This is a genomic window from Paractinoplanes deccanensis (assembly GCF_016862115.1).
Taxonomy (GTDB): domain Bacteria; phylum Actinomycetota; class Actinomycetes; order Mycobacteriales; family Micromonosporaceae; genus Actinoplanes; species Actinoplanes deccanensis.
Genome location: NZ_BOMI01000002.1, coordinates 139,418 through 165,183, shown reverse-complemented (window position 1 = coordinate 165,183; position 25,766 = coordinate 139,418). Strand labels below are relative to the sequence as shown.

General features: G+C 73.2%; 22 protein-coding genes. 11 read left to right on the top strand and 11 right to left on the bottom strand.

Annotated features, from left to right (window positions below; translation table 11 throughout):
- Positions 1-20 precede the first annotated feature (20 nt).
- From Ade02nite_RS00800 to Ade02nite_RS00780, 5 genes are read left to right on the top strand one after another with little or no spacing between them, the layout of a single operon-like run.
- Positions 21-932, top strand: coding sequence for an ABC transporter substrate-binding protein (locus Ade02nite_RS00800; protein WP_203759484.1), 912 nt, complete (start codon positions 21-23; stop codon positions 930-932).
- A complete protein-coding gene (locus tag Ade02nite_RS00795; protein ID WP_203759482.1) occupies positions 929-1,930 on the top strand; it encodes a FecCD family ABC transporter permease in 1,002 nt (333 codons plus the stop codon). Before Ade02nite_RS00800 ends, Ade02nite_RS00795 begins: the two co-directional genes overlap by 4 nt.
- Positions 1,927-2,973 (top strand): FecCD family ABC transporter permease, encoded by a 1,047-nt coding sequence (locus tag Ade02nite_RS00790; protein WP_239168414.1) that lies wholly within the window; start codon positions 1,927-1,929, stop codon positions 2,971-2,973. Before Ade02nite_RS00795 ends, Ade02nite_RS00790 begins: the two co-directional genes overlap by 4 nt.
- 34 nt (positions 2,974-3,007) lie before the next feature.
- Positions 3,008-3,784: an ABC transporter ATP-binding protein gene (locus Ade02nite_RS00785; protein WP_438870969.1), complete on the top strand. Its 777-nt coding sequence runs from the start codon at positions 3,008-3,010 to the stop codon at positions 3,782-3,784.
- Positions 3,781-4,644 carry a siderophore-interacting protein gene (locus Ade02nite_RS00780; protein ID WP_203759478.1) on the top strand — a complete coding sequence of 288 codons (864 nt, stop codon included), beginning with the start codon at positions 3,781-3,783 and terminating at the stop codon, positions 4,642-4,644. The genes Ade02nite_RS00785 and Ade02nite_RS00780 overlap by 4 nt, the downstream gene beginning before the upstream one ends.
- 9 nt (positions 4,645-4,653) lie before the next feature.
- Here Ade02nite_RS00780 and Ade02nite_RS00775 read toward each other — a convergent pair whose 3' ends face one another.
- Complete coding sequence (locus Ade02nite_RS00775) at positions 4,654-5,340, bottom strand: SDR family NAD(P)-dependent oxidoreductase (protein WP_203759476.1); 687 nt, start codon at positions 5,338-5,340, stop codon at positions 4,654-4,656.
- An 87-nt stretch (positions 5,341-5,427) separates the two neighbouring features.
- Here Ade02nite_RS00775 and Ade02nite_RS00770 point away from each other — a divergent pair, with 87 nt between their 5' ends.
- Positions 5,428-6,312: a helix-turn-helix transcriptional regulator gene (locus Ade02nite_RS00770; protein ID WP_203759474.1), complete on the top strand. Its 885-nt coding sequence runs from the start codon at positions 5,428-5,430 to the stop codon at positions 6,310-6,312.
- Here the strand turns inward: Ade02nite_RS00770 and Ade02nite_RS00765 are convergent.
- Positions 6,284-7,165, bottom strand: coding sequence for a TetR/AcrR family transcriptional regulator C-terminal domain-containing protein (locus tag Ade02nite_RS00765; RefSeq protein ID WP_203759472.1), 882 nt, complete (start codon positions 7,163-7,165; stop codon positions 6,284-6,286). The two genes, Ade02nite_RS00770 and Ade02nite_RS00765, sit on opposite strands and share 29 nt — an antisense overlap.
- Positions 7,166-7,281: 116 nt before the next feature.
- On the opposite strand from Ade02nite_RS00765, the gene Ade02nite_RS00760 reads away from it, so the two are divergent.
- Entirely contained in the window at positions 7,282-8,460 is a 1,179-nt protein-coding gene (locus tag Ade02nite_RS00760) for an FAD-dependent monooxygenase (RefSeq protein WP_203759470.1), read from the top strand.
- Positions 8,461-8,472: 12 nt separating this feature from the next.
- Here Ade02nite_RS00760 and Ade02nite_RS00755 read toward each other — a convergent pair whose 3' ends face one another.
- From Ade02nite_RS00755 to Ade02nite_RS00740, 4 genes are all read right to left on the bottom strand, one after another.
- The gene (locus Ade02nite_RS00755) at positions 8,473-8,703 is read right to left on the bottom strand and encodes a hypothetical protein (RefSeq protein WP_203759468.1); all 231 of its coding nucleotides are present in this window, start codon (positions 8,701-8,703) and stop codon (positions 8,473-8,475) included.
- A 90-nt stretch (positions 8,704-8,793) separates the two neighbouring features.
- Positions 8,794-10,002, bottom strand: coding sequence for an RNA polymerase sigma factor (locus tag Ade02nite_RS00750; protein ID WP_203759466.1), 1,209 nt, complete (start codon positions 10,000-10,002; stop codon positions 8,794-8,796).
- Positions 9,999-10,343: a YciI family protein gene (locus Ade02nite_RS00745; RefSeq protein WP_203759464.1), complete on the bottom strand. Its 345-nt coding sequence runs from the start codon at positions 10,341-10,343 to the stop codon at positions 9,999-10,001. Before Ade02nite_RS00745 ends, Ade02nite_RS00750 begins: the two co-directional genes overlap by 4 nt.
- Positions 10,344-10,404: 61 nt before the next feature.
- On the bottom strand, positions 10,405-11,244 hold the full coding sequence (locus Ade02nite_RS00740; RefSeq protein WP_203759462.1) for a S66 peptidase family protein: 840 nt from the start codon (positions 11,242-11,244) through the stop codon (positions 10,405-10,407).
- Positions 11,245-11,360: 116 nt separating this feature from the next.
- Between Ade02nite_RS00740 and Ade02nite_RS00735 the strand changes: the two genes are divergently transcribed.
- Together Ade02nite_RS00735 and Ade02nite_RS00730 are read left to right on the top strand one after the other, a co-directional pair.
- Positions 11,361-11,945, top strand: a complete 585-nt coding sequence (locus Ade02nite_RS00735; RefSeq protein WP_203759460.1) for a cysteine hydrolase family protein — start codon at positions 11,361-11,363, stop codon at positions 11,943-11,945.
- Between the two features lie 7 nt (positions 11,946-11,952).
- Entirely contained in the window at positions 11,953-12,837 is an 885-nt protein-coding gene (locus Ade02nite_RS00730) for a GlxA family transcriptional regulator (RefSeq protein ID WP_203759458.1), read from the top strand.
- A 5-nt stretch (positions 12,838-12,842) separates the two neighbouring features.
- Here the strand turns inward: Ade02nite_RS00730 and Ade02nite_RS00725 are convergent, their stop codons facing one another.
- The 4 genes from Ade02nite_RS00725 to Ade02nite_RS00710 form a co-directional block, all read right to left on the bottom strand.
- Positions 12,843-19,991: a S1 family peptidase gene (locus tag Ade02nite_RS00725; protein WP_203759456.1), complete on the bottom strand. Its 7,149-nt coding sequence runs from the start codon at positions 19,989-19,991 to the stop codon at positions 12,843-12,845.
- Positions 19,992-20,004: 13 nt separating this feature from the next.
- The gene (locus tag Ade02nite_RS00720) at positions 20,005-20,316 is read right to left on the bottom strand and encodes a trypco2 family protein (RefSeq protein WP_203759454.1); all 312 of its coding nucleotides are present in this window, start codon (positions 20,314-20,316) and stop codon (positions 20,005-20,007) included.
- Positions 20,317-20,449: 133 nt separating this feature from the next.
- Complete coding sequence (locus tag Ade02nite_RS00715) at positions 20,450-21,097, bottom strand: DUF6082 family protein (protein WP_203759452.1); 648 nt, start codon at positions 21,095-21,097, stop codon at positions 20,450-20,452.
- 210 nt (positions 21,098-21,307) lie between these two features.
- Positions 21,308-22,393, bottom strand: coding sequence for an RNA ligase RtcB family protein (locus tag Ade02nite_RS00710; protein ID WP_239168412.1), 1,086 nt, complete (start codon positions 22,391-22,393; stop codon positions 21,308-21,310).
- Positions 22,394-22,525: 132 nt separating this feature from the next.
- Between Ade02nite_RS00710 and Ade02nite_RS00705 the strand changes: the two genes are divergently transcribed.
- A complete protein-coding gene (locus Ade02nite_RS00705) occupies positions 22,526-23,104 on the top strand; it encodes a nucleotidyltransferase family protein (RefSeq protein ID WP_203759448.1) in 579 nt (192 codons plus the stop codon).
- Positions 23,097-24,203: an XdhC family protein gene (locus Ade02nite_RS00700; protein WP_203759446.1), complete on the top strand. Its 1,107-nt coding sequence runs from the start codon at positions 23,097-23,099 to the stop codon at positions 24,201-24,203. The genes Ade02nite_RS00705 and Ade02nite_RS00700 overlap by 8 nt, the downstream gene beginning before the upstream one ends.
- Here Ade02nite_RS00700 and Ade02nite_RS00695 read toward each other — a convergent pair.
- Positions 24,200-25,642 (bottom strand): hypothetical protein, encoded by a 1,443-nt coding sequence (locus Ade02nite_RS00695; protein ID WP_203759445.1) that lies wholly within the window; start codon positions 25,640-25,642, stop codon positions 24,200-24,202. The genes Ade02nite_RS00700 and Ade02nite_RS00695 overlap by 4 nt on opposite strands.
- Positions 25,643-25,766: the final 124 nt, after the last annotated feature.

Sequence of the window (25,766 nt, the reverse complement as noted above, 5' to 3'; positions counted from 1 at the left end):
TGGGAAAGGGTCGTCTGTTCATGCGCTTCACCGCCACATCGTTCGCGGCCGTCGCCCTGGCCGCCGCCGTCACGCTGACCGGATGTTCCAGTGGGGATCCGGCGACGGCGGCCGACACCGGCACGCACGCCGTCGAGCACGCCCGGGGCACCGCCCAGGTCCCGAACGACCCGAAGCGCGTCGTCGTGCTCGAGCCGCTGGAGCTGGACACCGCGGTGGCGGCCGGCGTCACCCCGGTCGGCGCCGCCGTCGCGAGCAACACCAGCGGGCTGCCCGCGTACCTCGGTGTCGATGGGGTGAAGCCGGTCGGCACGGTGCCCGAGCCGGACCTCGAGGCGATCGCCGCGCTGAAGCCCGACCTGATCCTCGGCACCGAGTCGCGGCACTCCAAGCTGTACGACCAGCTGGCCGCCGTCGCGCCGACGGTCTTCATGAAGTCGCAGGCCGACCCGTGGCAGGACAACGCGAAGCTGGTCGGCGCCGCGCTCAACCGCGCCGACAAGGTGCAGGGCCTGCTCGACGACTACCAGAAGCGCTGCACCACGATCAAGGACAAGTACGCGGTGAACGGGAAGACCGCGCAGCTGGTCCGGCCCCGCGACGAGACGACGCTGAGCCTGTACGGCCCCGTGTCGTTCGCCGGCAGCACCCTGCAGTGCGTCGGCTTCACGATCCCGCAGCAGCAGTGGGAGGACGGCCTCCAGGCCGACATCTCGCCCGAGAACATCGTCAAGGCGAAGGCCGACCACGTCTTCGTCACCACCGCCGACGTCAACGACAGCGCGACGATCCCGGCCGCGATCCGCGACAACAAGGCCGAGTTCCCGTCGGTGACGCTCGTCGACACCACGTACTGGATCTCGGGTGTGGGGCCGAAGGGCGCCCAGAAGGTCCTCGACGACATCGAGAAGTTCCTCGAATCCAAGAAATGACCGCCTCCACGCGGTACGCCGCCGGCGTCGCCGCCCTCCTCTGCGCGCTCGCCCTGGTCCTGGTGCTGTCGCTGGCCGTCGGGGCGAATCCGCTCTCGCCGGGCGTCGTCCTCGACGCCCTGCGTGGCGGCGGTGACGCGCAGGCGCACTACGTCGTCGTGGGCCTGCGCGTTCCCCGCACGGTCACCGGGATCGCCGCCGGGGTCGCCCTCGGCATCGCCGGCACGCTCATCCAGGCGTTCACCCGCAACCCGCTCGCCGATCCGGGCATCCTCGGCGTCAACGCGGGTGCCGCCTTCGCCGTGGCCGTCGGCGTGGCGTTCCTCGGCGTCCGGGACATCGCCGCCTTCGTGTGGCTCGCCTTCCTCGGCGCGCTCGTGGTGACGCTCGCCGTCTACGTCATCGGCTCCTCCGGGCGCGGGGCGGCCGACCCGATCCGGCTCACCCTCGCCGGGGTGGCGCTCGGCGCGGTCTTCTCCGGGATCACCACCGGCCTGGCGCTGAGCAACCCGGACGCGTTCGACGCCATGCGCGGCTGGAACGCCGGCTCGCTGCTGGGCCGCGACTTCGGCGTCCTGCTGCCGGTCGTGCCGTTCCTGGTGGCCGGGGCGGTGATCGCCGTCCTCGTCGCGCCCGGGCTCAACGCTCTCGCCCTGGGTGACGACGTCGCCCGCGCGCAGGGCGCGAACGTGCGGGGCATCCGCGTCGCGGTGATCGTCGCGGTCACGCTTCTCTGCGGTACGGCCACCGCGCTCGCCGGCCCGATCTCGTTCGTCGGGCTGATGGTGCCGCACGTCGCGCGCCGGCTGTTCGGCGTCGACCAGCGGGTGATCCTGGTCGTGTCGATGGTGCTCGCCCCGACCGTGGTGCTGCTGGCCGACGTGATCGGGCGCGTGCTCATCGCGCCCGCCGAGATGCCGGTCGGCATCGTCACGGCCTTCGTCGGCGCGCCCGTGCTGATCGCCCTCGCGCGTCGCGCCCGGGCGGGTGCTCGATGATGAGGGTCGACGTCGGCTATCCGCGCCATGTCGTGCGGATCGGCTCCGCGACCCTGCCGCTGCGGCGCCGCAGCCTCGTCGTGGGCGCGCTGCTGCTCGCCGCGATCGTCGTGCTGGCCGTGGTCTCGCTGGGTCTCGGCACCTACTCGCTGACCCCCGGGCAGGTGGTACGGGCGCTCGCCGGGCAGGGCGGCGCGCTGGACCGCACGGTCGTGCTCGAGTGGCGGCTGCCGCGCACCCTCGCCGCCGTCCTGCTCGGCGCGGTCCTCGCCGTCGCCGGCGCGCTCTTCCAGACCGTCACCCGCAACCCGCTGGCGAGCCCCGACGTGCTCGGGCTCGCGAACGGCGCCTTCACCGGCATGCTCCTCGCCGTCGTCGCCGGGGCGGCGAGCTGGTCGCTGCTGACCGTGGGCGCTGTCGCCGGCGGGGTGGTGGCGGCCGCCGCGATCTGGCTGCTCGCCCACCGCAACGGGATCAGCGGCTTCCGCCTGATCATCGTGGGCATCGGTGTCTCCGCGCTGCTGTCGTCGGTCAACACCTGGCTGCTGCTCCAGATGGAGCTGGAGACCGCGATGTTCGCCTCCGCGTGGGGCGCCGGTTCGCTCAACGGGGTCGGCGCCGCCGCGGTCCGGGGAGCGGCGCTCTGCTCGCTTCCGCTGCTCGCCGCGCTCGCCGTGCTCGTCCCGCGCCTGCGGCAGCTCGATCTGGGCGATGACGTCGCGGCCGCGTCGGGGGCGAGACCGGAGGCCGTACGCCGTACCGCCCTGATCGTCGCGGTCGCGCTCGTCTCGATCGCCACCGCCGTCATCGGGCCGGTCGCCTTCGTCGCCCTCGCCGCGCCGCAGATCGCGCGCCGCCTCGCCCGTACCCCGTACCTGTCGCTCGGATTGTCCGCCCTGACCGGCGCCGCGCTGCTGCTCGTCTCGGACGTGATCGCGCAGCACGTGCTGCCGGTCGCGCTGCCGGTCGGCGTCGTCACCGTCTCGGTGGGCGGCGTCTACCTGGTGATGATGATCGTCCGGGAGATCCGCCGCCGTGCCTGACCCCGATCGGAGAACCGTGCTGAGCGCTGACGGCATCACGCTGTCCTACGACCGCGCCGACATCGTCACCGGCCTCTCGGTGGAGATCCCGGACGGCTCGTTCACCGTAATCGTCGGCCCGAACGCGTGCGGCAAGTCCACCCTGCTGCGCGGCCTGTCGCGGCTGCTCACGCCGTCGGCCGGGCGCATCGTGCTGGACGGGCGGGAGATCACCTCGTACCCGGCCAAGGAAGTCGCCCGCCGGCTCGGCCTGCTGCCGCAGACCGCGATCGCGCCCGAGGGGATCACGGTGGCCGACCTGGTCGCCCGGGGCCGCTATCCGCACCAGAACCTGCTGCGGCAGTGGTCCGGCGCCGACGAGCAGGCAGTGCGGGAGGCGCTGGACGCCACCGGCACCACCGGGCTCGCGCCCCGCCTCGTCGACGAGCTCTCCGGCGGCCAGCGGCAGCGGGTGTGGGTCGCCATGGTGCTCGCCCAGCAGACCGGCCTGCTCCTGCTCGACGAGCCGACGACGTACCTCGACATCGCCCATCAGGTCGAGCTGATGGAGCTGTTCCGGACCCTCAACCGCGAGGGGCGCACGATCGTCGCGGTCCTGCACGACCTCAACCACGCGGCCCGCTACGCCAGCCACATCATCGCCATGCGTGACGGCCGGATCCTCGCCGAGGGCCCGCCCGGCGAGGTGGTGACCGCGGACCGTGTCGAAGAGGTGTTCGGCCTGCCGAACGTCGTCATCCCCGATCCCGTCACCGGCGGCCCGCTGGTCGTGCCGCTCGGCGCACCGACCCGACGCGAGGCGCAGCGATGAGCACACCCACCCATGACCGGCCCTGGGCCTACAGCGCCTTCCCGGTGCGGGTCGCCCGCACCGAGCGGGTGAGCCCCGGCTTCGTCCGGATCACCTTCGCCGGCCCGGCGCTGCGCCACTTCGCGCCGTGGGGAGTGGACCAGCGGATCAAGGTGGTCCTGCCGCTGCCGGGCGGCGGGCTCGCCGACTTCGGCCTCCTCGACGACCCGACACCGCACCCGTCGCACTGGTACACCCGGTGGAAGGCCCTTCCCGAGGACGCCCGCAACGTCCTGCGCACCTACACCCCGGCGGCGATCCGCCCGGCCGACGGCGAGCTCGACGTCGACTTCGTCCTGCACGAGCCGGCCGGACCGGCCTCCGCCTGGGCGCTGGCCGCCCGCCCCGGCGACGACCTGGTCATCACCGGCCCCGACGCCCGCTGCGGCTACACCGGCTACGGCATCTGCTGGTCGCCCGGCCCGGCCCGCGAGACGCTGATCATCGGCGACGAGACCGCCTTCCCCGCGATCCGCAACATCGTCGCCGCCCTCGGCGCCGGGGTCCGCGCCCACGTGCTCGCCGAGGTGGGCGACCGCGCCGACGACCTGCTCTCCAGCACGGCCCGCGCCGGCGTCACGGTCGAGGTGGTCACCCGCGGCGAGGTGCACGGCCAGGCCCTGGAGGAGGCGGTACGAGCCTGGGCCACCCGCGAGGCCGACGACGCCCGCGACCTCGGCGAGGGCTTCTACGCCTGGATAGCCGGCGAGTCCGGCGCGGTGACCCGGATCCGGCAGCACCTCACCCGCGACCGGGGCATCGCCAAGGACCGCGTCTCGTTCCTCGGCTACTGGAAACTGGGCGGCGCCCTGGTCTCCTGAGACCGCCGCTCAGAAGTCGTGGCGGTCGACGAAGCGCCCGGAGCCGTGCCCCGGCCCCTCGGTGGCGAGCGCGACGATCGCGTCCGTGCCCTCGGTGACCGTCTGCGGCCCGGAGTGGTTGTTGAAGTCGGTCGCCGTGTATCCGGGATCGGCGGCGTTGATCCGCACGTCCGGCAGTGCCTTGGCGTACTGGCTGGTCAGCATGGTCAGCGCCGCCTTGGACGACGTGTACGCCGGCGCGACGACCTTCGACTCCGCGCGGGCCGGGTCCCGGGTCAGCTCCAGCGACCCCATCCCGCTGCTCACGTTCACGATCACCGGATCGTCCGAACGGCGCAGCAACGGCAGGAACGCCGTGGTCGTCCGCACGACGCCCGCGACGTTCACGTTCAGCACGTCCAGCACGTCGGCGGCGGCCAGATCGCTGGGGTCGCCGATCGGCCCGTGCACGCCCGCGTTGTTGATGAGCACGTCGACGTGGCCCTCGTGCCGCTCGACGTCCTCGGCCGCCGCGGCCACCGAGGCGTCGTCGGTGACGTCGATCGCGACGAAGCGCGCGCCGAGCTCCCGGGCCGCCGCGGCGCCGAGGACGGGGTTCCGCGCGCCGATGACCACGGTGTGGCCGAGCGCGATCAGGCGGCGGGCCGTCTCGTGGCCGAGGCCCTTGTTGGCCCCGGTGACAAAGGTGATCGTCATGCCGTTCATGGTTCGTCCCGGCCGTGATCGCTACCAGAGAAAGCCAGTACCACCCTCGCCGCCACCGGCCGCGGAACAATTGCCGGCATGACCGATCTCGGCACCACGATCCGCGCCTGGCGTGACCGCCTGGCACCCGCCGCGACCGGGCTGCCGACCCGGCACGGGCGCCGGGCCGCGGGGCTGCGCCGCGAAGAGCTCGCCGAGCTGGCGGGTGTGTCGGTCGACTACGTCGTGCGGCTGGAGCAGGGCCGGGCGAGCACACCGTCCGCCCAGGTCACCGCCGCGCTGGCGCGCGCTCTGCAGCTCACTCCCGACGAGCGCGACCATCTGTTCCGGCTGGCCCGGCTCGTGCCACCGGCCGACGACCGGATCGCCGACCACATCCCGCCCGGCGTGCAGCGGGTCGTGGCGCGGCTCGGTGACGCCGCCGCGGCCGTCTTCGCCCCGGACTGGCAGCTGATCTGGTGGAACCGCACGTGGGCGGGGCTGCTCGGCGATCCGTCGGAGCTGCCGCCCGCGCGGCGCAACTTCGCCCGCGACACGTTCCCGCTCGGCGATGGCGGCGGCGACAGCGACAGCAAGAGCGGCGGCGACGGCGGCCGCGGCGTGGCACGCTGGCCCGTCACCGTGCTCGACGCGGCGGCCACCGAGGTCGCCGTCGTCTCCGACCTGCGGCGCGCGACCGGGCGCTTCCCGCGCGACCGTCGCCTGGCGGCGCTGGTCCGGGAGCTGCGGGAGGGCAACGAGCGGTTCGCCGAGCTGTGGGCGGCCGGCACGGTCGGGGCGCACCGCGAGGACCGCAAGGTGGTCGAGCACCCGTCGGTCGGCCCGATCACCGTCGACTGCGACACGCTGACCGACGGCGACGCCGAGCTGAAGATCGTGATCCTCACGGCGGCGCCGGGCAGCGAGGACGAGACGAAGGTGCGGCTCGCCGCGATCAGCCCCGCGCCTGGACGAACAGGCTGAGGCCGTCGAGCATGCGGGCCAGGCCGAACTCGAAGACCAGGTCGAGCGCGAAGTCGAAGCCGTCCGCGGTGAGCTGCTGGAAGTGGCTCATGCCGTTGGTGTCCATCAGCTCGGTCAGCGTGGCCTCCTGGGTGGCCAGCCACTGCTCGTTGGTCAGGCCGGTCTCGCGGATCGCCTCGGCCTCCGGCTCCAGCGCGCTGGCCACGCCGCGGACGAAGGTGAAGACCACGATCTGCACGTACATCCGCTCCTCGAGGGTGAGCGCGGTGCCGTCGAACGAGGCCAGGACCCATTCGCTGAGCCGTACGCCGTTCGGCGCCATCTGCGGGCGGGTCAGCGACATCGACGAGCCCAGCCACGGGTGGCGCTGGAAGACCGCCCACTCCTGGCGGGCCGCGAGCTCGAGCGCGGGCCGCCAGCCGCCGGGATGCCGGCGGGGCAGGCGGATCTCGCCGAGCGCCCGGTCGATCATCGCGACCAGGAGATCGTCGCGGCTCGGCACGTGGCGGTAGAGCGACATCGTGGCCGCCCCCAGCTCGGCGGCGAGCCGCCGCATGGTCAGCTCGGCCAGGCCGAGGCGGTCGGCGATCTCGATCGCGGTGGTGACGATCCGTTCCCGGGTCAGCTCGTGCTCGTGGCGCGGCGCCGGGCCCGCGACGACGGTGCCGACGCCGGGCCGCGCGACGGTCAGGCCCGCCTCGCGCAGCGCCGCGTGTGCCTTGGTGGCGGTGGCGATCGCGACGCCCCACTGCTGGGTGATCGCGCGCGCCGACGGCACGCGGTCACCCGGCTGGAGCTCGCCCGACTCGATCCGCCGGCGCACGTCCTCGACGATCCTCCGGTACGGATGCACTAGTACACCTCCTGGGTCGACCCGCCGGTGTACTAGTGCGCTTTGCCCGCTCGGCGCGGCCGTTCCTACGCTTCGATCTAGTACACGTCGTACATCGTACGCAGAAGGAGCGGGACATGCGCGTGCTCATCTCCGGCGCCGGCATCGCCGGACCGGCCCTGGCGTTCTGGCTGCACCGGGCCGGCGCCGACGTCACCGTCATCGAGAAGGCGCCCGCGTTGCGCCCCGGCGGCCAGGCGGTCGACGTCCGCGGGGTCGCCCGCGGCGTCGTCGAGCGGATGGGGCTGATGCCCGAGGTCGTGGCCGGCCGGGTCGACGAGCGGGGCGTCGCCCTGGTCGACGCGCGCGGCCGGAGGCTCGCCGAGATGCCGGCGCACCTGTTCGGCGGCGAGGGCATCGTCGCCGAGATCGAGATCTCCCGGGGCGACCTGTCCCGGATCCTCGTCGAGGCGACCGCGACCATGGCCGACTACCGGTTCGGCGACCGGATCACCGAGCTCACGCCCGACGGCCGCGCCACCTTCCACAGCGGCGGCACCGAGCGGTACGACGTCGTGGTCGGCGCGGACGGCGTCCACTCCGGCGTGCGGGCGCTGGCCTTCGGCCCGGAGTCGCAGTTCGTCCGCCCGCTCGGCGGCTACGGCGCGCTCTTCACCGTGCCCGACCCGGGCGGCCTCGACCACTGGTTCCTCATGTACAACGCCCCCGGCGGCCGGGTCGCCTCGATCCGCCCGTCGCGCGACGGTCTGGCCAAGGCGTCCCTCAACTTCCTCTCCACGACGCGGTACGGGCGCCTCAGCCGCGCCGAGCAGCAGCGCCTCATCACCGACAACCTGCGCGGCGCCGGCTGGCGCACCGACGAGCTGCTGGCCGCCATGCCGCACGCCGAGGACTTCTTCTTCGACTCGGTCGACCAGGTCCGCGTCGACAAGTGGTCGCGCGGCCGCGTCGTCCTGCTCGGCGACGCCGGCTACTGCGGTTCCCCGCTGGCCGGCCTCGGCACCAGCATGAGCCTCGTCGGCGCCTACGTGCTGGCGGGGGAGCTGGCCACGCACGCGGACCCGGGCGCTGCCTTCACGGCGTACCAGAGCGAAATGAGCTCTTATGTCGCCGACGGCATGACCCTGCCACCCGGCGGGATCCACGGCTTCGCCCCGAAGAGCCGCCTCGCCATCCGCGCGCGGGCCGCCTCGATGCGCTCGATGTCCCGCTGGCCGATACGCCGGATCCTGGCGAAGCAGTTCAGCAAGGCCGACGCCATCACGCTGAAGGACTACGCCCCGACCGCGAGCTGAGCAGAGCGGCGCTCAGGAGCGCTGGGCGGCCTCGCGCTCGAGGCGCTTGCGTTCGCGCTGCTCACGGGTGTAGCGCTTGCGGTTCTCGAGGTCGCGCTTCCACTGGTCGCGGGCCTCCTGGTCGCAGCCCTGCACCGCGTTGCGGGTCTGTGCGGGGCCGATCAGGCTGCGGAACCACCAGTCGTCGAACGTGTCGTGGAACCACTGCTTGATCCGGCCGCGGCCCTCAGCGTTTGTCGCCATGCCCCTCACGTCCTCCGACTCCTATGGTTGCCACGCCAATCATTTGTACACCAACTATCGGCGGGCCGGCCACCTTCCTTAAGCGTTCGGTCATGGGCGGCGCGTCTCGGCGAGGCGCGCGAGAAGGAACGTTCGTTCCGCCGCGTTGCCGGTGAGCGCGAGCGCCTCCTCGTACGCCTCCGCGGCCTCGGCCGTGCGCCCCAGCCGGCGCAGGAAGTCGGCACGCGCGGCGCTCAGATAGGGATAGGTCGCCAGCGCCGGGTCGGACAGCAGCGGCGTCAGGGCGCGCAGGCCCGCGGCCGGCCCGTCGCGGAAGCCGACCGCGACCGCCCGGTTCAGGGCCACTACCGGCGACCCGGGGCACAGCCCGGCCAGCACGTCGTAGAGCCCGGCGATCTCCGTCCAGTCGGTCGCCGCCCAGCTCGGCGACTCGGCGTGGACGGCGGCGATCGCGGCCTCCACCGCGTACCGGGTCGGCGGTTCGCGGCGCAGCGCGTCGGTCAGCAACGCCGTGCCCTCCGCGATCCGGCGGTGGTCCCAGAGCGACCGGTCCTGGTCGGCCAGCAGCAGCATGCGGCCGTCGGGGCCGACCCGGGACGCCGAGCGCGCGTCCGTGATCAGCAGCAGGGCCAGCAGCGCGCTGACCGCGGCGGTGCGGGGCATGAGCAGGTGCAGCGTCCGGGCCAGGTCGATGGCGCCGGTGACCAGGTCGGCGCGGATCAGCGACGGCCCGGCGGGCGCGGTGTGCCCGGTCGTGAAGAGCAGGTGGATCACGTCGAGGACCGCGCCGAGCCGCTCGGCCAGCTGGTCGTCGGCGGGCACCCGGTACGGGATCCGCGCGGTCGCGATCTTCTTCTTGGCGCGGGTGATCCGGGCCGCCATGGTCGGCTCGGGCACCAGGAAGGCCCGGGCCACCTCGGCCGTGGAGAGCCCGCACACCAGGCGCGCGGTGAGCGCCACCTGCGCCTCGCGCGACAGCGCCGGGTGGCAGCACGTGAAGATCAGCTGCAACCGGTCGTCGCCCTGCGGCGGGTCGACCACCAGCAGCGGCAGCCGGCGGCGCAGCGAGGCCTCGCGGCGCAGCACATCCAGCGCGCGGTTGCGGGCCACCTGGGTCAGCCAGGCGCCGGGCCGCTGCGGGATGCCCGTTCGCGGCCACGTCCGCAGCGCCTGCGCGTACGCGTCCTGGGTGCACTCCTCGGCCAGGTCCAGGTCCCGGGTCACCTGTGCGGTGCTGGCCAGGACCTGGGCCCAGTCGCGGCGGTGCGCCTCGGCGAGAGCGGCACCGACCTCGGTCATCCGTGGTCGACCACCGGGCGGATCTCCACGCCGCTGTGCCCGTCGCGCACCTCGGGCAGCAGCGCCGCCAGGGCCAGCACCTCGTCGAGGTCCCCCGCCTCGATCAGGTAGAAGCCGCCCAGCGCCTCCTTGGTCTCCAGGTACGGCCCGTCGGTCGTGACGTCCGGTGCGCGCAGCGTGGTCGCCGAGACGGCCGGCTCCAGCTCCTCGCCGCCGACCACGCGGCTGCCCGCGGCCGCCCGGAACTCCTCGTGCGCGCGGTCGTGCTCCTTCCTCCGCTCGGGGGTCATCGCCTCCCACTGCTCGAAGTCGCCGTAGATGAGCAGCGTGTACTTCGCCATGCCGGTTTCCTTTCGCTCGTTTACCGGACCGACGAACGGCGCCGCCCCCGGATCGACAATCTCAGGAAACAGCCGCGTCCACGGTCAAGGTTCCGGCGTCCGCGTCCAGCTCCGCCATGGTCCCCACGGGCAGGTTCGCGAGATCAAGACCCCCGAGCAGGGGTACGCCGTGAGCACCGAGCCGGTCGTGCAGAACGTCCAGCACGCCCGTGCCGCAGCCGGTGTAACGCCCCACCGCGATGCCCCGCAGCCCGTCGAGACGACCGGCGTTGCGCAGCATGGTGAGCTGACGGTCGACGTGGACCGCGCCGAGACCGTCCGCCTCGAGCAGCAGGATCGCGCCGCTCATGCTCGGCAGCATCCACCCGGCCGCCGCCGCCACCTGGTCCTGGTCGCCGCCGAGCAGCACACCCCGCGCGCGGCCGCCGGTCGTCAGCTCGCCGGTCGCCGCCTTGGGATCCGACGCGACCACCGCGGGCTCGGTGCTGAACGCGGCCGTCGCGTCCCCGCGCAGGCCCGCCAGCCCGGAACGCTCCCAGAGCGCCAGGTGCAGGATCGTGCCGTCGGTGCCGGCGATGAGCAGCTTGGGGTGGGCGGCCGCGGTGCCGAAGTCGAGCCGGCCGGCGATGCGGTGCTCGTGCCCCGAGCCGCGCGCCGCCACGAGGGCCCGGACGCCGGGGTCGCGCAGCGCCCGGTTGACGTCCTCGACGCGCTGCGCCTCGTCGTCCTGAAACGCGTACGCCCCGATGCTGACCCGCAGGCCCAGGCCCTCCAGCCGGGCGATCGCCGCACCGGCGTCGTCGTGTGACGCCGCGCCACCGGGCGCGACCAGGCGCACCTCGTCACCGGCCCGCAGCCGCGGCGGACGGACCACATCGACCTCGTTGTATGCATGCGCCACGTGGGCATTATCGCGCCTGAGCGGCGCGCGCAGACGGCGCCGAATGGCCGTATCGTTCCGCCTCCGGACGGGAACGTGCCTTACCGCGGGCCACCGAGCCGCGAAGGATCGAAGGCATGACGAACGCGCTTCTGGTGATCGACGTACAGGAATCGTTCCGGCAGCGGCCGCTCTGGGAGACGCTGAACAACCCGGCCCTCATCGCCAACGTGCGCCGGCTGGTGGAGGCGGCGCGGGCGGCCGGCGACAAGGTCGTGTGGGTGCTGCACGAGGAGCCGGGCACGGGCAACCTCTTCGACCCGGTGAACGGGCACGTGCGCGTGGTCGGCGAGCTCGAGCCGGCCAAGGACGAGCCGGTCGTGACCAAGACCTCGCACAACGCCTTCACCACCACGAACCTCCAGCAGCTGCTGACCACGGCCGGGGTGACCTCGGTGACGGTGACCGGGCTGCGCACCGAGCAGTGCGTCGAGACCACCGCCCGGGTCGCCTCCGATCTGGGGTACGAGGTCACGTACCTCACCGACGCGACGGGCACGTTCCCGATCCCGCACTGGACGGCACCGGCCGGCCAGACGGTGGCCGAGCTGCTGGCCGACCCGCGTACGCTGGCGGCGGCGGACGTGGTGACCCGCACCGAGTACGCGCTGGCCGGCCGCTTCGCCACCGTGCGGACGGTCGCCGACTACCTGGGGGAGTGACCAGATCGTGCAGCGCGTCGTCTTCGTCCTGACCCCGCAGCTGCACCTGCTCGACCTGGCGGGCCCGGCGCAGGTCTTCCGGACCGCGCCGGGCTACGCGCTGCACTACGTGGCCGAGTCCGCGTCGGTGCCGACCTGGCAGGGCGTGCACCTGGCAGCAGACCTCACCTGGCCCCGCCTGGACCCGGACGACCTGGTGCTGGTCCCCGGCTGGCGCGACGGCTTCGGCCCGCCCGGCCCCGAGACCCTGGCCCGCATAGCCGCCCACCACGAGTCCGGCGGCACGGTCGCCAGCGTCTGCTCGGGCGCCTCCGCGCTCGGCCTGGCCGGCCTGCTCGACGGCCGCCGCTGCACCACTCACCACGACCTCCAGGAGACCCTGGCCCGCCGCCACCCGCGAGCCACGGTGATCCGCGACGTCCTCTACGTCAGCGACGACCGCGTGGTCACCTCGGCCGGCATAGCCAGCGGCATAGACCTGGCCCTGCACCTGGTGGCCCAGCGGCACGGCCCCGCCGTGGCCGCCCGGGTGGCCCGCGAGATGGTCGTCTACGCCCGCCGCAACGGCGACGAACAGCAGGCCTCGGCCATGCTGCGCCACCGGGCCCACCTCAGCGACGTGGTCCACCGAGTGCAGGACCGCATAGACGCCTCGTTCACCTCGTCGCTGCCCCTGTCCGACCTGGCCGCCCGAGCCGGCGTGAGCGAACGAACCCTGACCCGCCTCTTCGAGGCCGCGACGGGCCAGACCCCGCTGCGCTACCAGCAACAGCTACGAGTCGAACGAGCCGAATACCTGATCGGCCACGGCACCACGGTCGAGGCCGCCGCCCGAGCCGTGGGCTTCACCGACGCCCGCATGCTCCGCCGCCTCCGAGCCCGCGCGACGTAGGGCGCTCAGTCGAGCAAAAGCCCGGGAATCTGCCGATAGGTCTCGACGTCGACCTTCTCCAGCAGCGGGACGGCCCGAGCCCACTCCTCCCCGGCGAGCACGGGAACGACAAGCCGCTTGGCGGCCTGAGGATCGCCGTCCGCCAGGGCGGCATCGGCGAGCTCGAGGAGCAGCTCGGTGCGTTCCGCGGCGCCGGTGATCTGGAGAGTGGCGTGCAGGGCTGCCGAATAGTCGCCGCACGACTTCGCCGTTGTCGCGGCCGTCCGGTGCGGTTCAGTGGCCTGCGCCTCCGGTCGCGACGGGGATTCGCCGGCTTGGCTTCCCGCCGTGCGATCGGTGCGTCCGAGGCCGGAGAGCAGGGCCGGCAGGACCGACCGGCGATCCGGGTTCTCCACGGCCTCCGCGATGCGCCGGGCGTGGGTGTGGAAGCCGGCGCCGAGGGCGGCATCGGAGACCTCGCGCAGAGCTTTGGCACGCTCCTCCTCGTCGGCGATGACGGCAGTGGCCGATACCGCATGGTGGATGAGGTGTGAGGCCAGCGCATCCTTTCTCGCCTGTCCCGCGACGGGGATGATCTCGGCGAGCATCGAGACCAGGTCCCGCGTCCACGGCCGGTGGTCGGTGAGACTCCGCACGATGTCCGCCTCGCCCCGGGCGATCGCGGCCTTCGCGGTGCCGGCCACCGTCGGCTCGACGGCGGGATCACCGAGGTAGCTGAGCACCACCCGCGCGCGGTCGACCCTGGCACGGACGTACGCGCTGCTGTTCTTCGCGTTGTCGACGATCAGCCGCGCCGTCGCGATCGCCTTGTCGCGATCACCGGCCAGGAGCCATCGGTCGGCCAAGGTCTCCAGCCCCATGATCAGGCCGTCCCCGGATCGCGAGCGCCGCACCATGTCGACGGCCTCCTCCATGGGCGCGGACGCCAGGGCCGCTCCGATGACCCTGTCGGTCAGGACCTCCCTCACCAGGTGTGCCGGCACCTCCCTGAGCAAGTCCACGGCGCGCCGGCCGTCCCCGCTCGCGGCGACCGTCGCTATCGCTTCCTCGATCATCCCCGCGGTGTGTGAGCCGTCCTCGAGGCCGAGGGCAGCACTGATCGCCTCCGGTGTGCGGTTCGAGCCGACCAGGCCGGCGACCGCCTTGCGCAGCGCCGAATGGCGGTCCGACCACCGGCGAACGGCGGCCGCCAACGGCACCAGGTGGCCGAGATCCCCCGCGGATGCGGCCGCCCGGGAAGCGAAGTGAAGGATGGCCGTCGCGACCTCGTCGTCCGCTATCTGCTTGGCCGCCCGAAGGCACCCCTCGAAGTCTCCGGCAGCCGCGTAGGCGGACGCCACGGCGGACAGGGCCGAGTCTCCTTCGGCGGACGCACCCAGACGTTCCGCAGCGGCCAGCGTGGTCGAGACGGTCTCCTGGGCCAGGCCCTCGATGGTGCGCGTGGCCTCCACAACGGCGCCGAGGGCCTTGTCGCGCTGACCCGGGTCGTTGATACGGGTGGCCAGTTCGATGGCCTGGTCGGGCCGGGCCAGGAGGGCAGCATTCTCTGCCATGGCGGCGAGGACCTGTGAGGTGCCCGGTTCGCCCAGCCGTCCGGCGAGGTAGAACCCCAGACTCCAGTCGCCGGCTCGCATAGCCGCCCGTGCCACCACGCCGGCCGCACCTCGCTGGCTCGCGGACGGTTGCATGGACACGAGTACGACGTCGGCGGCCGCCTCGAAGTTTCCCTCCCGCGCCGCCGCGACGGCGAGCTCGCTGAGGGCGGATTCGGCCAGCGAGGGCTCCGGGATGGCCTTGGCCGCGGCCAGACCCTGTTCCAGAAGCCCGGCCTCACCGGCACGCCTGGCCAGTGCGTGCAGTCCCTCGCTCTTGATCCGGTCGTCACGCAAGGAGCTGAAGACCTCGAGTGCCTCTGCCTGGCGTTCGGCGGTCGACGCGCGCGAAGCGACCTCATGGCTGAACCACGTGACCGGCCGGCTGACGCTCTTCTCGCGGGTGGGTGGATCATCTCGCGTGACACTCCATCCGGCCACCTGGGCGAGATTCGTGTTGACCACGTCGGCCTGATACCGCTGGAGGAGTGCGAACGTGGACACAGGTGATTCCGCCATGGGGAGAATCAACGCCATTTCTCCCGCCTCCTCCGCCGCTTGCTCCTCGGCGGCCGCCTCGGCGAGCAGTTCGCCGAAGAAGCTGGCGGGTCGCCACCCGACCAGAACGGCGGCCAACCGTGAGATCGCCCAGGCACGACGGATCGAATCGCCCAGGCTCCCCACGGCCGGCAGGCAGACGGCGGCAAGCTCCGCGGCCCTGCGCGGATCACCGTGCGTCGCGGTCGCCTCAGCCAGCTCCACCGAGAGCCAGACGTTGTCCTCCGCGTCCTGGCCCTGGCCGGCCAGGGTCTGAGCCGTTTCGTCATCTCCCTCGGCGACGGCGTTGACGGCCAGCCTGGCCAACGCCACCGATCTCAGGCCGGGCTCGGCGATGGCGGCCAGGGTGGCCTCCACCAGCTTCGGGCTCCCGACGATCACGCGTGCTCCCGCCACCGCCAGCGCGACTCGGGACCGCAGTGCGTCGTCCTCGATCCTCGGCAGGAACGCCACCGCCCCGTCGAGGTCACCGGCGTCGGTCGCGCCGAGCGCCAGCCGGGCGAAGGCGTCGGCTCTCTCGGCCGGGTCGCTGAGCTCCGCCGCCAGCCGTGTCCCGAGCGGCCAGTTCTCGGCGGTGAGCGCGCTCGACAACAGGGCAGAGACCACCGGCTGCCGCCAAAGGCCATTCGGGATGTCGCGGGCGACCGTGACCGACCGTCCCGCCAGATCGATGGCGAACTCGCGGTCGCCCGCTTCCGCCGCGATCATCGCCAGCTCGGTGAGGGCTTGTGAACGGCGTTCCGGCTCGTTGAACTCCTGAGCGACGGCGGCCGCGGAGCGCACGTCACCACGGGCGGCCACACTGGACACGATCGTGGTCAGCGCCTCGGCGAGGAGATCCTCGTCGGCGATCGTCGACGCCACGCGCAGCGCCGTCTCGTCGTCGGGCCGCGCCGCGGCAGCAGTGGTGACCAGGTGCAGTTGCGCGGCCCGCCGCTGCTCGTCCTTGATGGCGACCGCGGCCTCCTCGGCGAGGACGAGGTCGCCGGCGGCCAGGGCGGCCCGGACGACCGCGGCGCAAAGGGAAGCCTGTTCACGAACCGGGGCGATCCGCTCGGCAAGCGTCGCCGCGTGCCGAAGCCTGCCGGCTGCGAGATCCGCCCGGCACAGCCGGCTCAGGAGAGCGGTCCGATGCCCCTCGCCGATCTTCATCGCGATCGCCGCCGAGGTCTCCCATTCGCCGTGATCCGCCAGGATTCCGGCGAGAACGAGTAAGGCATCATCTCGGGGGCCGCCCGCCGGTAACGCCTCGGCGACGGCGGACAGCCGGCCGGCCGCGCCCATCACGAGCCGAGGTCTCTCGGCGGCCAGCACCCGCAGGATCCGGCGTAGGGCCGCCGACCGCATCTGCGCCATGGGGAGTCGCCGGAGGAGTTCCACGGCGAGGTCCAGGTCGCCCGACAACCCTGCGGCCACCGTGAGGACTTCCATCTCGGTTATGACCGCACCGACTTCGGACAGCGCCTCGTCCAGACGTCGCATCGCCGCCTGGAGCAACCGTGCGGTCCGGACCGATTCGGTCTTGGCCGACATCGGGACACAGCGTGCCACCACACCGATCAGATCCTGCGCTCGGACGATCTGATCCAACAGGGCGTGAGCGTCGTCGGATCGGCCGCGAGCCAGCAGATCGCTCGCGACCTCCGCCATGGTGTCCACTCGCCAGCGGGCGTCGGGTGACCGGTCGACCGTCGCAGCCAGGTCGCTCCACCACGCGCGGGCGGCGGCCGAGGCGATCAACGCGGCCCGGACCCTTCGGACGCCTGGAAGACCTGATCCGTTCTCGCCGATCCTCCGCACCAGGCCGATGGCCCGTTCATGCTGTCCTCTGGACACCAGGATCTCGGCGAGCCCGGCCAGCGACTCATCGCACAGAAGGCCCGGTGTCATCGCGGTCACGGCGGCGACGGCCTCGTCGATCACCGCGTCGACCTTGGCGGGGTGATCGCCCGCCAGCAGTCCCTCGATGACCAGCAGGCGCCCGTACGCTCGCCGATCAGGCAGGTCGATCCGGTGCACCAACTCCGTGGCCGTCTTGACATCGCCCTGGATGGCCGCTCGCCTCGCCAGGTCGGTGAAGCCCCATGCGCGGCGCAGCGGGTCGTCGAGCGCCTCGACCGTCTCCACCGTGACGTCGCCGGCCTCGCGGCCCAGCACCTCCGACGCGATCCCGGCGTTCTCCCGCGACGGCATCGGGCGACTGGGCGCCGGTTCGCTGGACGCCGCGTCAGTGGGCGCCGGCTCGGACTCCGCGGCTGGCTGGAGGACCTTCTCGGCGCCGGCAGGCACCGTCCGCGCGACGATGCGCTGCGAAGGTGGTGTGACGCGCCGGGCCGGCGGCGAGGCCGCACGCTCGTCCGGTGCGACGATCGCGAGCATCCGCGACGTGATCCTTCGGAGCGCCGGGTCGGCGGGCTGCGGGATCGTGAGGTCTCCGGCTTGGAGAGTGCCCAGCACGACAGAGGCCGTGACGGCCTCTCGCGTGCCCGCGTCGGCGATCCGCCCGGCCAGGTCGCGGGCCGTCGCCAGGTCGCCCGCGTCGACCGCCCCGTCGGCCAGCACCATCAGGGCGCGATCACGCGCCTCGCCCTCGGGCAACTCGGCGGCGAGTCGCGCCGCCTCGCGGACGCCGATCGCGGGCACGACCGCCTCGATCACGGCCGCGACGCCCCGGGCGCCGCTCGGGTGCTCCGGCGGCGGGTTCAGCGAGTGCACGAGGCGCAGGACCGCGCCGATGTCGTGGGCCTCGGCCGCCGCCTCGGCGACGAAGACGGTGGCCCACACGCGGTGCACCGGGTCCCGTACGTGCGGGAGGAGACGTTCGGCGAAGGTGTACGCCCCCGCCGCCGAGGCGTCCTCCACCACCACGACGCGGGCGAAGTCGCTCTGCACCGGTGAGTCGATCGCGTCGGCGAGCTTTGCCGCGTCCTCGTAGCGGCCCGCTCGGCTCAGCGCCTCGACCGCGCCGGTCATCGCCAGCATGCCGCGCACCGGGTCGCTGATGCTGCGGGCCAGGGCCTCCGCGCGGTCCGGGAAGCCCAGCGCCGCCCAGACGGCCGGCAGGTCGGTGGGCAGGTTGGCGTTGCGGGCGGCGAGGCGTTCGCGCTGCATGGTCAGGGTGACCATGGCGAGCAGGTCCGGGTCGTCGCGGTCGGCGAGCACCAGGTCCTGCGCCGCGCGGATCTCGGCCAGGGCGGCCGCGTCGCCGCCGGTGCGGTCGAGGAGGCGGTCGTGGCGGCGGGGGTCGGAGCCGCAGGCGGCCAGGCGGGGGAGGTCCTTCTCGGCGAACAGCATGCGCGGGTAGCCGCTGAGGAGGTAGGCCGGCGTACCGCGGGGCCAGTCCTTGTCGCGGTATCCCTCGGCCCAGCGGTGGATGCGATCGCGGAACGTGGCCAGCAGGGCCGGTCCGAGCTGGTTCTCGGCGGTCTCCCGGAGCGTGTCGTGGGCGAACAGGTAGAGCGGGCCTCCGTCGGCGTCGCGGCGCGAGATCGTCCGGCCGAACGCGCTGCCGAGGCGCCCTTCCATCTCGTACGGCGGAAGGCCCGTCAGCTTTACCAGGTCGGGCTGGCTCAGACCACCGCCGCTCGCCGCGATGAAGCCGAGGATGTCGCGTTGCGCCTCCTCGCCGTGGAGCAGGCGCTGCAGTTCGCGGTTGGCGTCGCGGCCGATCGCTTCCGCGTACGGTGACGTGTCGAGAAGCCGGACCCGGCAGGAGCGCAAGGGATGGTCGGTGGCGACGTCGTCGGGGATCGGCGGGTGCGGCCGGCCGGAGACGATCACGCGCAGGCCGTCGCCGGGATCCTTCGGCAGCAGCGAGCCGATGCTGGCCAGGCGCGAGCCCGGGGCCGTGCTCGTGTCCTCGTCGAGCCCGTCGACGATCAGCACCAGGCGGCGGTTGTCCGCGGCGGCCCGGTCCGCCGCCCGCCGCAGCATGTCGCGCCGGTGCGGGTCACGCACCGCGGGCGCGAGCACGGCCATCCGCTCCTCGCCCAGCAGCACGTGCAGCTGGTCGAGCAGCGCCTCGGTGAACGCCTCGCTGTCGGACTGCGCGGCGAGCCGGCCGTTCACGAAGAACGCGACGACGTCGACCCCGGCCGGCGGATGCAGCACGAAGGTCGACATCAGCGCGGACTTGCCCGCCCACGGGGGTGCCTGCCACCAGACGTACGCTTCGTCGCCCGCGCAGAACGCCGCCAGCTCGTCCAGCTCGTCGTTGCGGCCGATCAGGCCGTCCGCGGGGGCCGTGTCCCGCACCTGCTCGCGGTAGGCGCTGCGGATCAGCCGGTCCGTGCCGGGCGGGACGGCGTCGGGCAGGCCGCGCGGATCGGCCACGCCGAGCAGGCCGGCGAGGTGGTGCAGCCCGGCGGCGGCCTCCCGGTCCAGACAACGATCGAGCCGTACGGCGGTGAGCCGGTTCAGGCCCTCCCGGCGATGGTGCTCGGCCACGACCCCCACGATGCGGTCGCCGGCCCAGACGGCCGCGCCGGACATCGCCTCCCACGGCGACCGGGCGGGATCCGGGTCCTCGGCGGGCGGCGCCACCGTGATCTCGAGCGTTCCGGTGCGCCGGTTGGAGAGGACCGCTGCGTCGCCGGCCGCGTCGTGCAGCTCCCGGAAGCGGCTGCCGTCGGCCCGGCTCCGCAGCTTCCACCGGGGAAAGCCCGCCGCTCGAACGGGCAGGAAGGCGCGCGTGTCACCGAGCCGCGCGAAGCGGGCCGGCGCGACGTCGCCCGCCTCCGGCAGGTCGAGGGTGAGGACCGCGACGTCCGTCTCGATGTCCAGCCAGGCAATGGTGGCGGGAACGGACCACTGCGTGGGCAGGTCGGCGTCGAAGCGGACGGTCAGGCTCGAAGCCCCGGCGACGACATGCGCGGCGGTCAGCACCGTGCCGCCGCCGACCCGGTAGCCGGAGCCCCTGCTCCCGGCCGGGCCGGCCCGCGTCACGAGGATCTCCGCGATGCGCCCGGGATCGACGCCGCCGGGTGGGCGCGCTCCGCTCGTCAACGCCGCGCCCCGCTCAGGTCTCGTCGTCCTCGTCGGCGCCCTCGATCAGCAGCGCCTCACCCGAGCCGTCGGCCTTGACCGGCCGCATGACCACCCGTACCTGCTGGGTATTGATCTTTTTGCGCTCCAGGTCGGCGCCGGCCTCGAAGACCACCAGCTTGACCTTGCCACCGGGCTTGGCGTTCCGCTCGACGCCGATCGTCAGGGTCAGCTCGATGGTCTCCGCCTCGAACCGCACATCGGAGCGCTCACCGGACCACATCGCCCGGCTGAGATCATGACGAACCTGCGAGATCACATCGGCCAGCTCGACGGCGTCGTCCATCGGCACTCCTCACACGCCCGGGCGGCTCTGCCCGGCCACCTCGTTGTTCCTAGCATCGCGGGCGGACAGGCGGAATACCTCCACCGAAGGGAGTAACGAGCGCGATGCGGATCAGCGCCTCGGGCAGCAGGCGTCACGGCGCGCTCGCAGGCCCATCCTGTTGATCAACGGTGTCCTCGGTGGTCTGATCCTTGCCGGGGGCGCCGTAGACGTCTCGAAAGAGGAAGCCTGGCTGCTGGTCCGGCCTCCTTGCCACGGTGTACGCCTCATCGATGATCCTCGAGAAACGATCGTCCGCGGCGCCATGCCGGACATGTATCCGGTGCAGCCGAACTTGCGACCAGAACTTTTGAACGACAGGCTGCGCCGAGAACATTTCCTCGGCATGCGCCCGAAGGCTGTCGTCGGGCAGCTCGCCGATCTGCCATGCCGTCTGCCACTGGAGGAGCATCAGGTCGGCGTAAAGCATCTGCTTGCGCTCAGCGTCCGAATCGGAACTGACGCCACTCCACCACATTTGGCTCAGGTCATCATCCGACATGGCGAGTTTCGTCATCATGACGCGCAGCGTCTTCTCGGCCTCCACCCGCGCCACGTGATTTTGCCGGGCCTGCATGACCACCGACAATGAGACGCCGGCGAGAGCAAGTGCGGAAAGAACTGAGGAAGCGGCGCCGTAGGCTTGGCCGATGTTACCGACGCGCGTCCAGTCCGAAACGCCGAAGTCAACGCGCGACAGGAACAACGGTGAGAGCGCCGATGCCGCCAGGAGGGTCGACACGACCAGGATTGTGAGGGCTACCGGCTTCGTCCGCATCGTGACCTCCCAGTAGAGGACCTTCGCTCAGGGCGTCGCCTCCAGGGGCCGCCCCGACCCTTTGGTAGCACAGAGGGTCCATGGGTCGTTGCGCTCGGTAAGCATTCCGCCTTGTGGGGAAGCGGCTGAACAGAGCTCAATGTCGTCGCGGCTCGGAGAGCATCAGGTCGAGGCTCACGAGCGGCGTCCCGTCGCGGCCGTCTTGTAGGTGACCAGCGGGATGGTCACGGCCACGGGGGTGGCCAGGCCGTGGGCGGTCAGGTCGCCGATGACCTGTTCGATGCGCTTGTACGCCGTGGGGGCCTCCTCGAACAGCAGCTGCCGGTCGCCGCAGACGACGACGGAGCCGACGGGGGTGCGGCGCAGCTCGTCGACCGTGTGCTTGGCCTTGCCGCGGCGCAGGGCGTCGGCTCGGGACATCTTGCGGCCGGCGCCGTGTGCTACCGAATAGCCGGCTTCCTCGCCCGCGTGGGCGGCGATCAGGTAGGACGGGGTGCCGCGCGTGCCGGCCACCAGCACGTCGCGGCCGTCGCCGCGGGCCGCGCCCTTGCGGTGCAGGTAGGCGCCGTCGCGCACCTCGACGAGGTTGTGGCATTCGTCGACGATCGGGTCGGCGGGGGCGGCGCCCAGGGCGAGCGCCACCCGGGCGGCCATCAGGCGCCGGTTGAGCGAGCCCCACCGTACGGCCTCGTCGTGGGCTTTGAGGTAGGCGTCCGGATCGCCGGCGGGACCGGCGCCGTGCACCTCGGTGTGGGCGCGCAGGATCCGCTCGCCGAGACCACGGGAGCCACTGTGGACGATCAGCACCAGGTCGCCGCGGGACAGGCCGAGGCGAGCCGCGTGTACGGGGTCGAGCACCTTGTCGACGCGGGCCAGCTCGACGAAGTGGTTGCCCCGGCCGACCGTGCCGATGTGCGCACGATGGCCGGCCGGGATCTCGGCCTCGACATGAGACCACGCCGGGTCGTCCGGCTCGGGCGAGTAGTCGAGGTCGGGGAACTTGCGGGCCAGCTTCTCGGGGTCGGCGCGCTTGAGCCGGATCGGGAAGACGGCGATGCCGCAGCCGATGTCGGAGCCGACCAGGAACGGGTAGAGCACCGTCGAGCGCATGGCGGCACCGATCGGGGCGCCCTTGCCGGGGTGCAGGTCGGGCATGCCGGCCACGTGGATCATGCCGTCGAGCGCGGCGACCTGGTGGCACTGGTCGAGCGCATCGGACTCGATCCAGCTGGTGGGCGAGGCGAAAACGGAGACAGACAAGAGAGACGCTCTTTCGAGGGTACGAAGCAGGGGCGGAAGGGACACGTCGGCGCTTCGTCAGTACGTCATGGGATCTACTTTCCCGGCCGCTCGGGGGCGTGCCAACCGATTTTCGGGCACTAGGCTCGGGTCATGGGCGGGAAGACGGCCGGGCTGGTGCTCGCCGCGGGTGCGGGCCGGCGGTACGGCATGCCCAAGGCGCTCGTGCCCTATCCCGACCGGCTGCTGGTGGAGCATGCGGCCGACACGTTGCGTGCGGCCGGGCTGTCGCAGGTGGTGGTCGTCCTGGGCGCCGAGGCCGACCGGGTCCGGGCCGCCGCGCCCGGGCTGCCGCAGGTGGTGGTCAACCCCGGCTGGGCCACGGGGCTGGGTTCCTCGCTGCGAGCCGGGTTGAGCGCCCTGCACGGCACCGGCGCCGAGGCCGCGGTGGTGCTCCTGGTGGACATGCCGGGGGTCACTGCCGAGGCCGTACGCCGGGTCTGCGCCCTGTCCGGCGAGGACGCGCTCGTCATGGGCGCGTACGGAGACCGGCGCGGGCACCCGGTCCTGCTCGGCCGCAAGCACTGGGCGGGTGTGGCGGCCGCCGCGACGGGGGATTCCGGAGCACGGGACTATCTGCGCGCGCACGCCGGCCTCGTACGGCTGGTTGCCGTGGGTGATGTGGCCGACGACCTTGACCTCGACGTTCCGGAGTTGAACCCTCATGCGTGACGTGCTCGGCACCCTGCTCCGCTGGTGGGAGGCGGGCGAGCCGGCCGGCCTCGCCACGGTCACCGCCACCTGGTCGAGCGCGCCCCGCCAGCCGGGCGCGGCCATGGCCGTCGGCCCGGACGGCGCGGTCGTGGGCAGCGTGTCGGGCGGCTGCGTCGAGGGCGCGGTCTACGAGATCTGCCGCGAGGTGGCCGAGACCGGCGAGGCGCGCTCGGTGCGCTACGGCGTGAGCGACGACGACGCGTTCGAGGTGGGCCTGACCTGTGGCGGCACCATCGAGCTGCTGATCGAGCGGGTGGACCGCGAGACGTTCCCCGAGCTGCCGCGCCTCGCCGCGGCGATCGCCGCCAACGAGCCGATCGCGCTGCTCACCAGCCTGCGCGACGCGACCGCCCGGCATCTGCTGATCACCCCGGAGGGCCGTTTCGGCACGCTCGGCGGCGACCGGGTCGACGACGCCGCCACCGACGACGGGCGCGGACTGCTGGCCGCCGGGCGCACCGGCCTGCTCCACTACGGCCCCAGCGGCGAGCGGCGCGGCGAGGGCCTGTCCGTGCTGGTGGGCTCGTTCGCGCCGCCGGCCCGGATGCTGGTCTTCGGCGCCACCGACCACGCGGCGGCGACCGCCCGGATCGGGTCGTTCCTCGGCTATCACGTGACGGTCTGCGACGCGCGGCCCGTCTTCGCCACCGCCCGCCGCTTTCCCTCGGCCGACGAGGTCGTGGTCGACTGGCCGCACCGCTATCTCGCCGCCGAGGTCGAGGCCGGCCGCGTCGACGAGCGGACCGTCCTCTGTGTGCTGACCCACGACCCGAAGTTCGACGTGCCGGTTCTCGAGGTGGCGCTGCGCCTGCCGGTCGCGTACGTGGGTGCCATGGGCTCGCGCCGCACCCACGACGACCGCCTCAAGCGTCTGCAGGAGACCGGCCTGACCGCCGCCGAGCTGTCCCGCCTCGCCTCGCCGGTCGGGCTCGACCTCGGCGCCCGCACCCCCGAGGAGACCGCGGTCAGCATCGCCGCCGAGATCGTCGCCCTGCGCTGGGGCGGCACCGGGGCCCGCCTGACCAGCACCGACGGCCGCATCCACGGCGAGTCCTAGCCGGGCAGCAGACCCCGCACCGCGGCCAGGCCCAGGGCCGTGCGCGGGTGGTAGGCGGTCCGCCAGAGGCCGCCGTGTGCCGCCTCGACGGTCTCGTCCCGCCAGGCCTCGGGGGCGGCCGGGCGCGGGTTGCGCAGCTGGTGCACGAGCAGCAGGGCCATCAGGCGGTTGGCGGTGCCCGGCTCGAAGACCTCGACGTCGAAGCGGTGCGCGCCCGCGTACGCGGCCGCCAGCAGGCGGTTGGAGACGACCGATCTGGTACGGGTGGGAGGCGCGACCGCGAAGCTGACCGTCCCCGTCCGGCGGGCGACGGTGGCGCGCCAGCGCTGGATGCGCTTGGCGAGCGCGTAGTTGGGGCCCTGCTGCGGGACGAGGCTGTCGTTGATGCCCGGGTCGGCGCCGTCGGGGTAGTTCGGCCGCAGGAGCCGGCCGCCGGAGAGCGCGCCGGTCACCCGGGCCAGGCGGGACCGCTCGTGGAAGCGCGCCGTCGCCTGCCCGACCGCCGCCGCGGGCACGGCGAAGACGTCGGTCGGGGTGGCGAGGAAGGCCGGCACCACGTCGTCCCGGACCCCTTGGAGGTACGTGGTGAGCGCGTCGACGGCCACCGACAGTCTCGGGTACGCGGCGCCGGGCGCGTACCCGTAGTTGCCCAGCACGATCCGCCCCGCCGGCAGGTCCGCCAGCCAGTGCGCCAGCGCGCCCACGTCCTCCAGCAGATCCGCGCCGGGGGTGCCGGACGCGCCGACCGGCGCGATGAGGCGGCCCGCCGAGCGCGCCGCCGACGCGGACACCCGCTCCCACACCCGCGGCAGGTCGACGCCGATCACCGTCGCGCCCCAGCCGAGCACCGCCGGCAGCGGGCCCATCTCGGCGCCCGCGCCCAGCACGACCAGCTGCTGGTCGCTCAGGTCGAGCCAGTCCGGGTGGTCCGCCACGGCCCGCACCGCGTGCGCGCACGACTCCTCGACGACGCCCGCGGCCACCCACTCGTCCAGCCGGCGGTCGAGCGCCGCCCCGCGCAGCAGCTCGCCGCGATAGGGCAGGGACACGTCGAGGGCCGGCTTCTCGCTGCCCTCCACCGTCACCGTCTCGAACGGCCGCGCGGGCTCGCCGATCGGCACCGGCATCAGCCGGTGCACCGCGTCGAGCCCGGCCGCGGCGATCGCGTAGCCGGCGCTGTCGCTGTCGCCGTCGCTGTCGCCGTCGCGGTTGGTGCCGCTGTCGCTGTCGCCGTCGCGGTTGGTGCCGCCGGAGACGCCCAGCTCGACCAGCGCCCGGAAATGCGTCAGGTATCCGCGCCGCCAGTCGGGCTCCGCTTCGGCCGCCGCGGCCGCCTCGCCGGAGACGGCACGCAGAGCGTCCGCGACCACCGACCGGCCGAAGGCGGAGCTGCTGGGACGGCCGGACGCGTCCGCGGGAAACGTGATCACGCGCGACATCTTCCCCTACCCGGGTGGGGCACCCGCGTACGGCTCCGCTCGCCACGAAGCATGAAGGCCGAGGATCCGTGGCGGCGGATCCCCGGCCTTGTCTCTGCTCGGCCGCACGGCCGCTGCAAAGCTA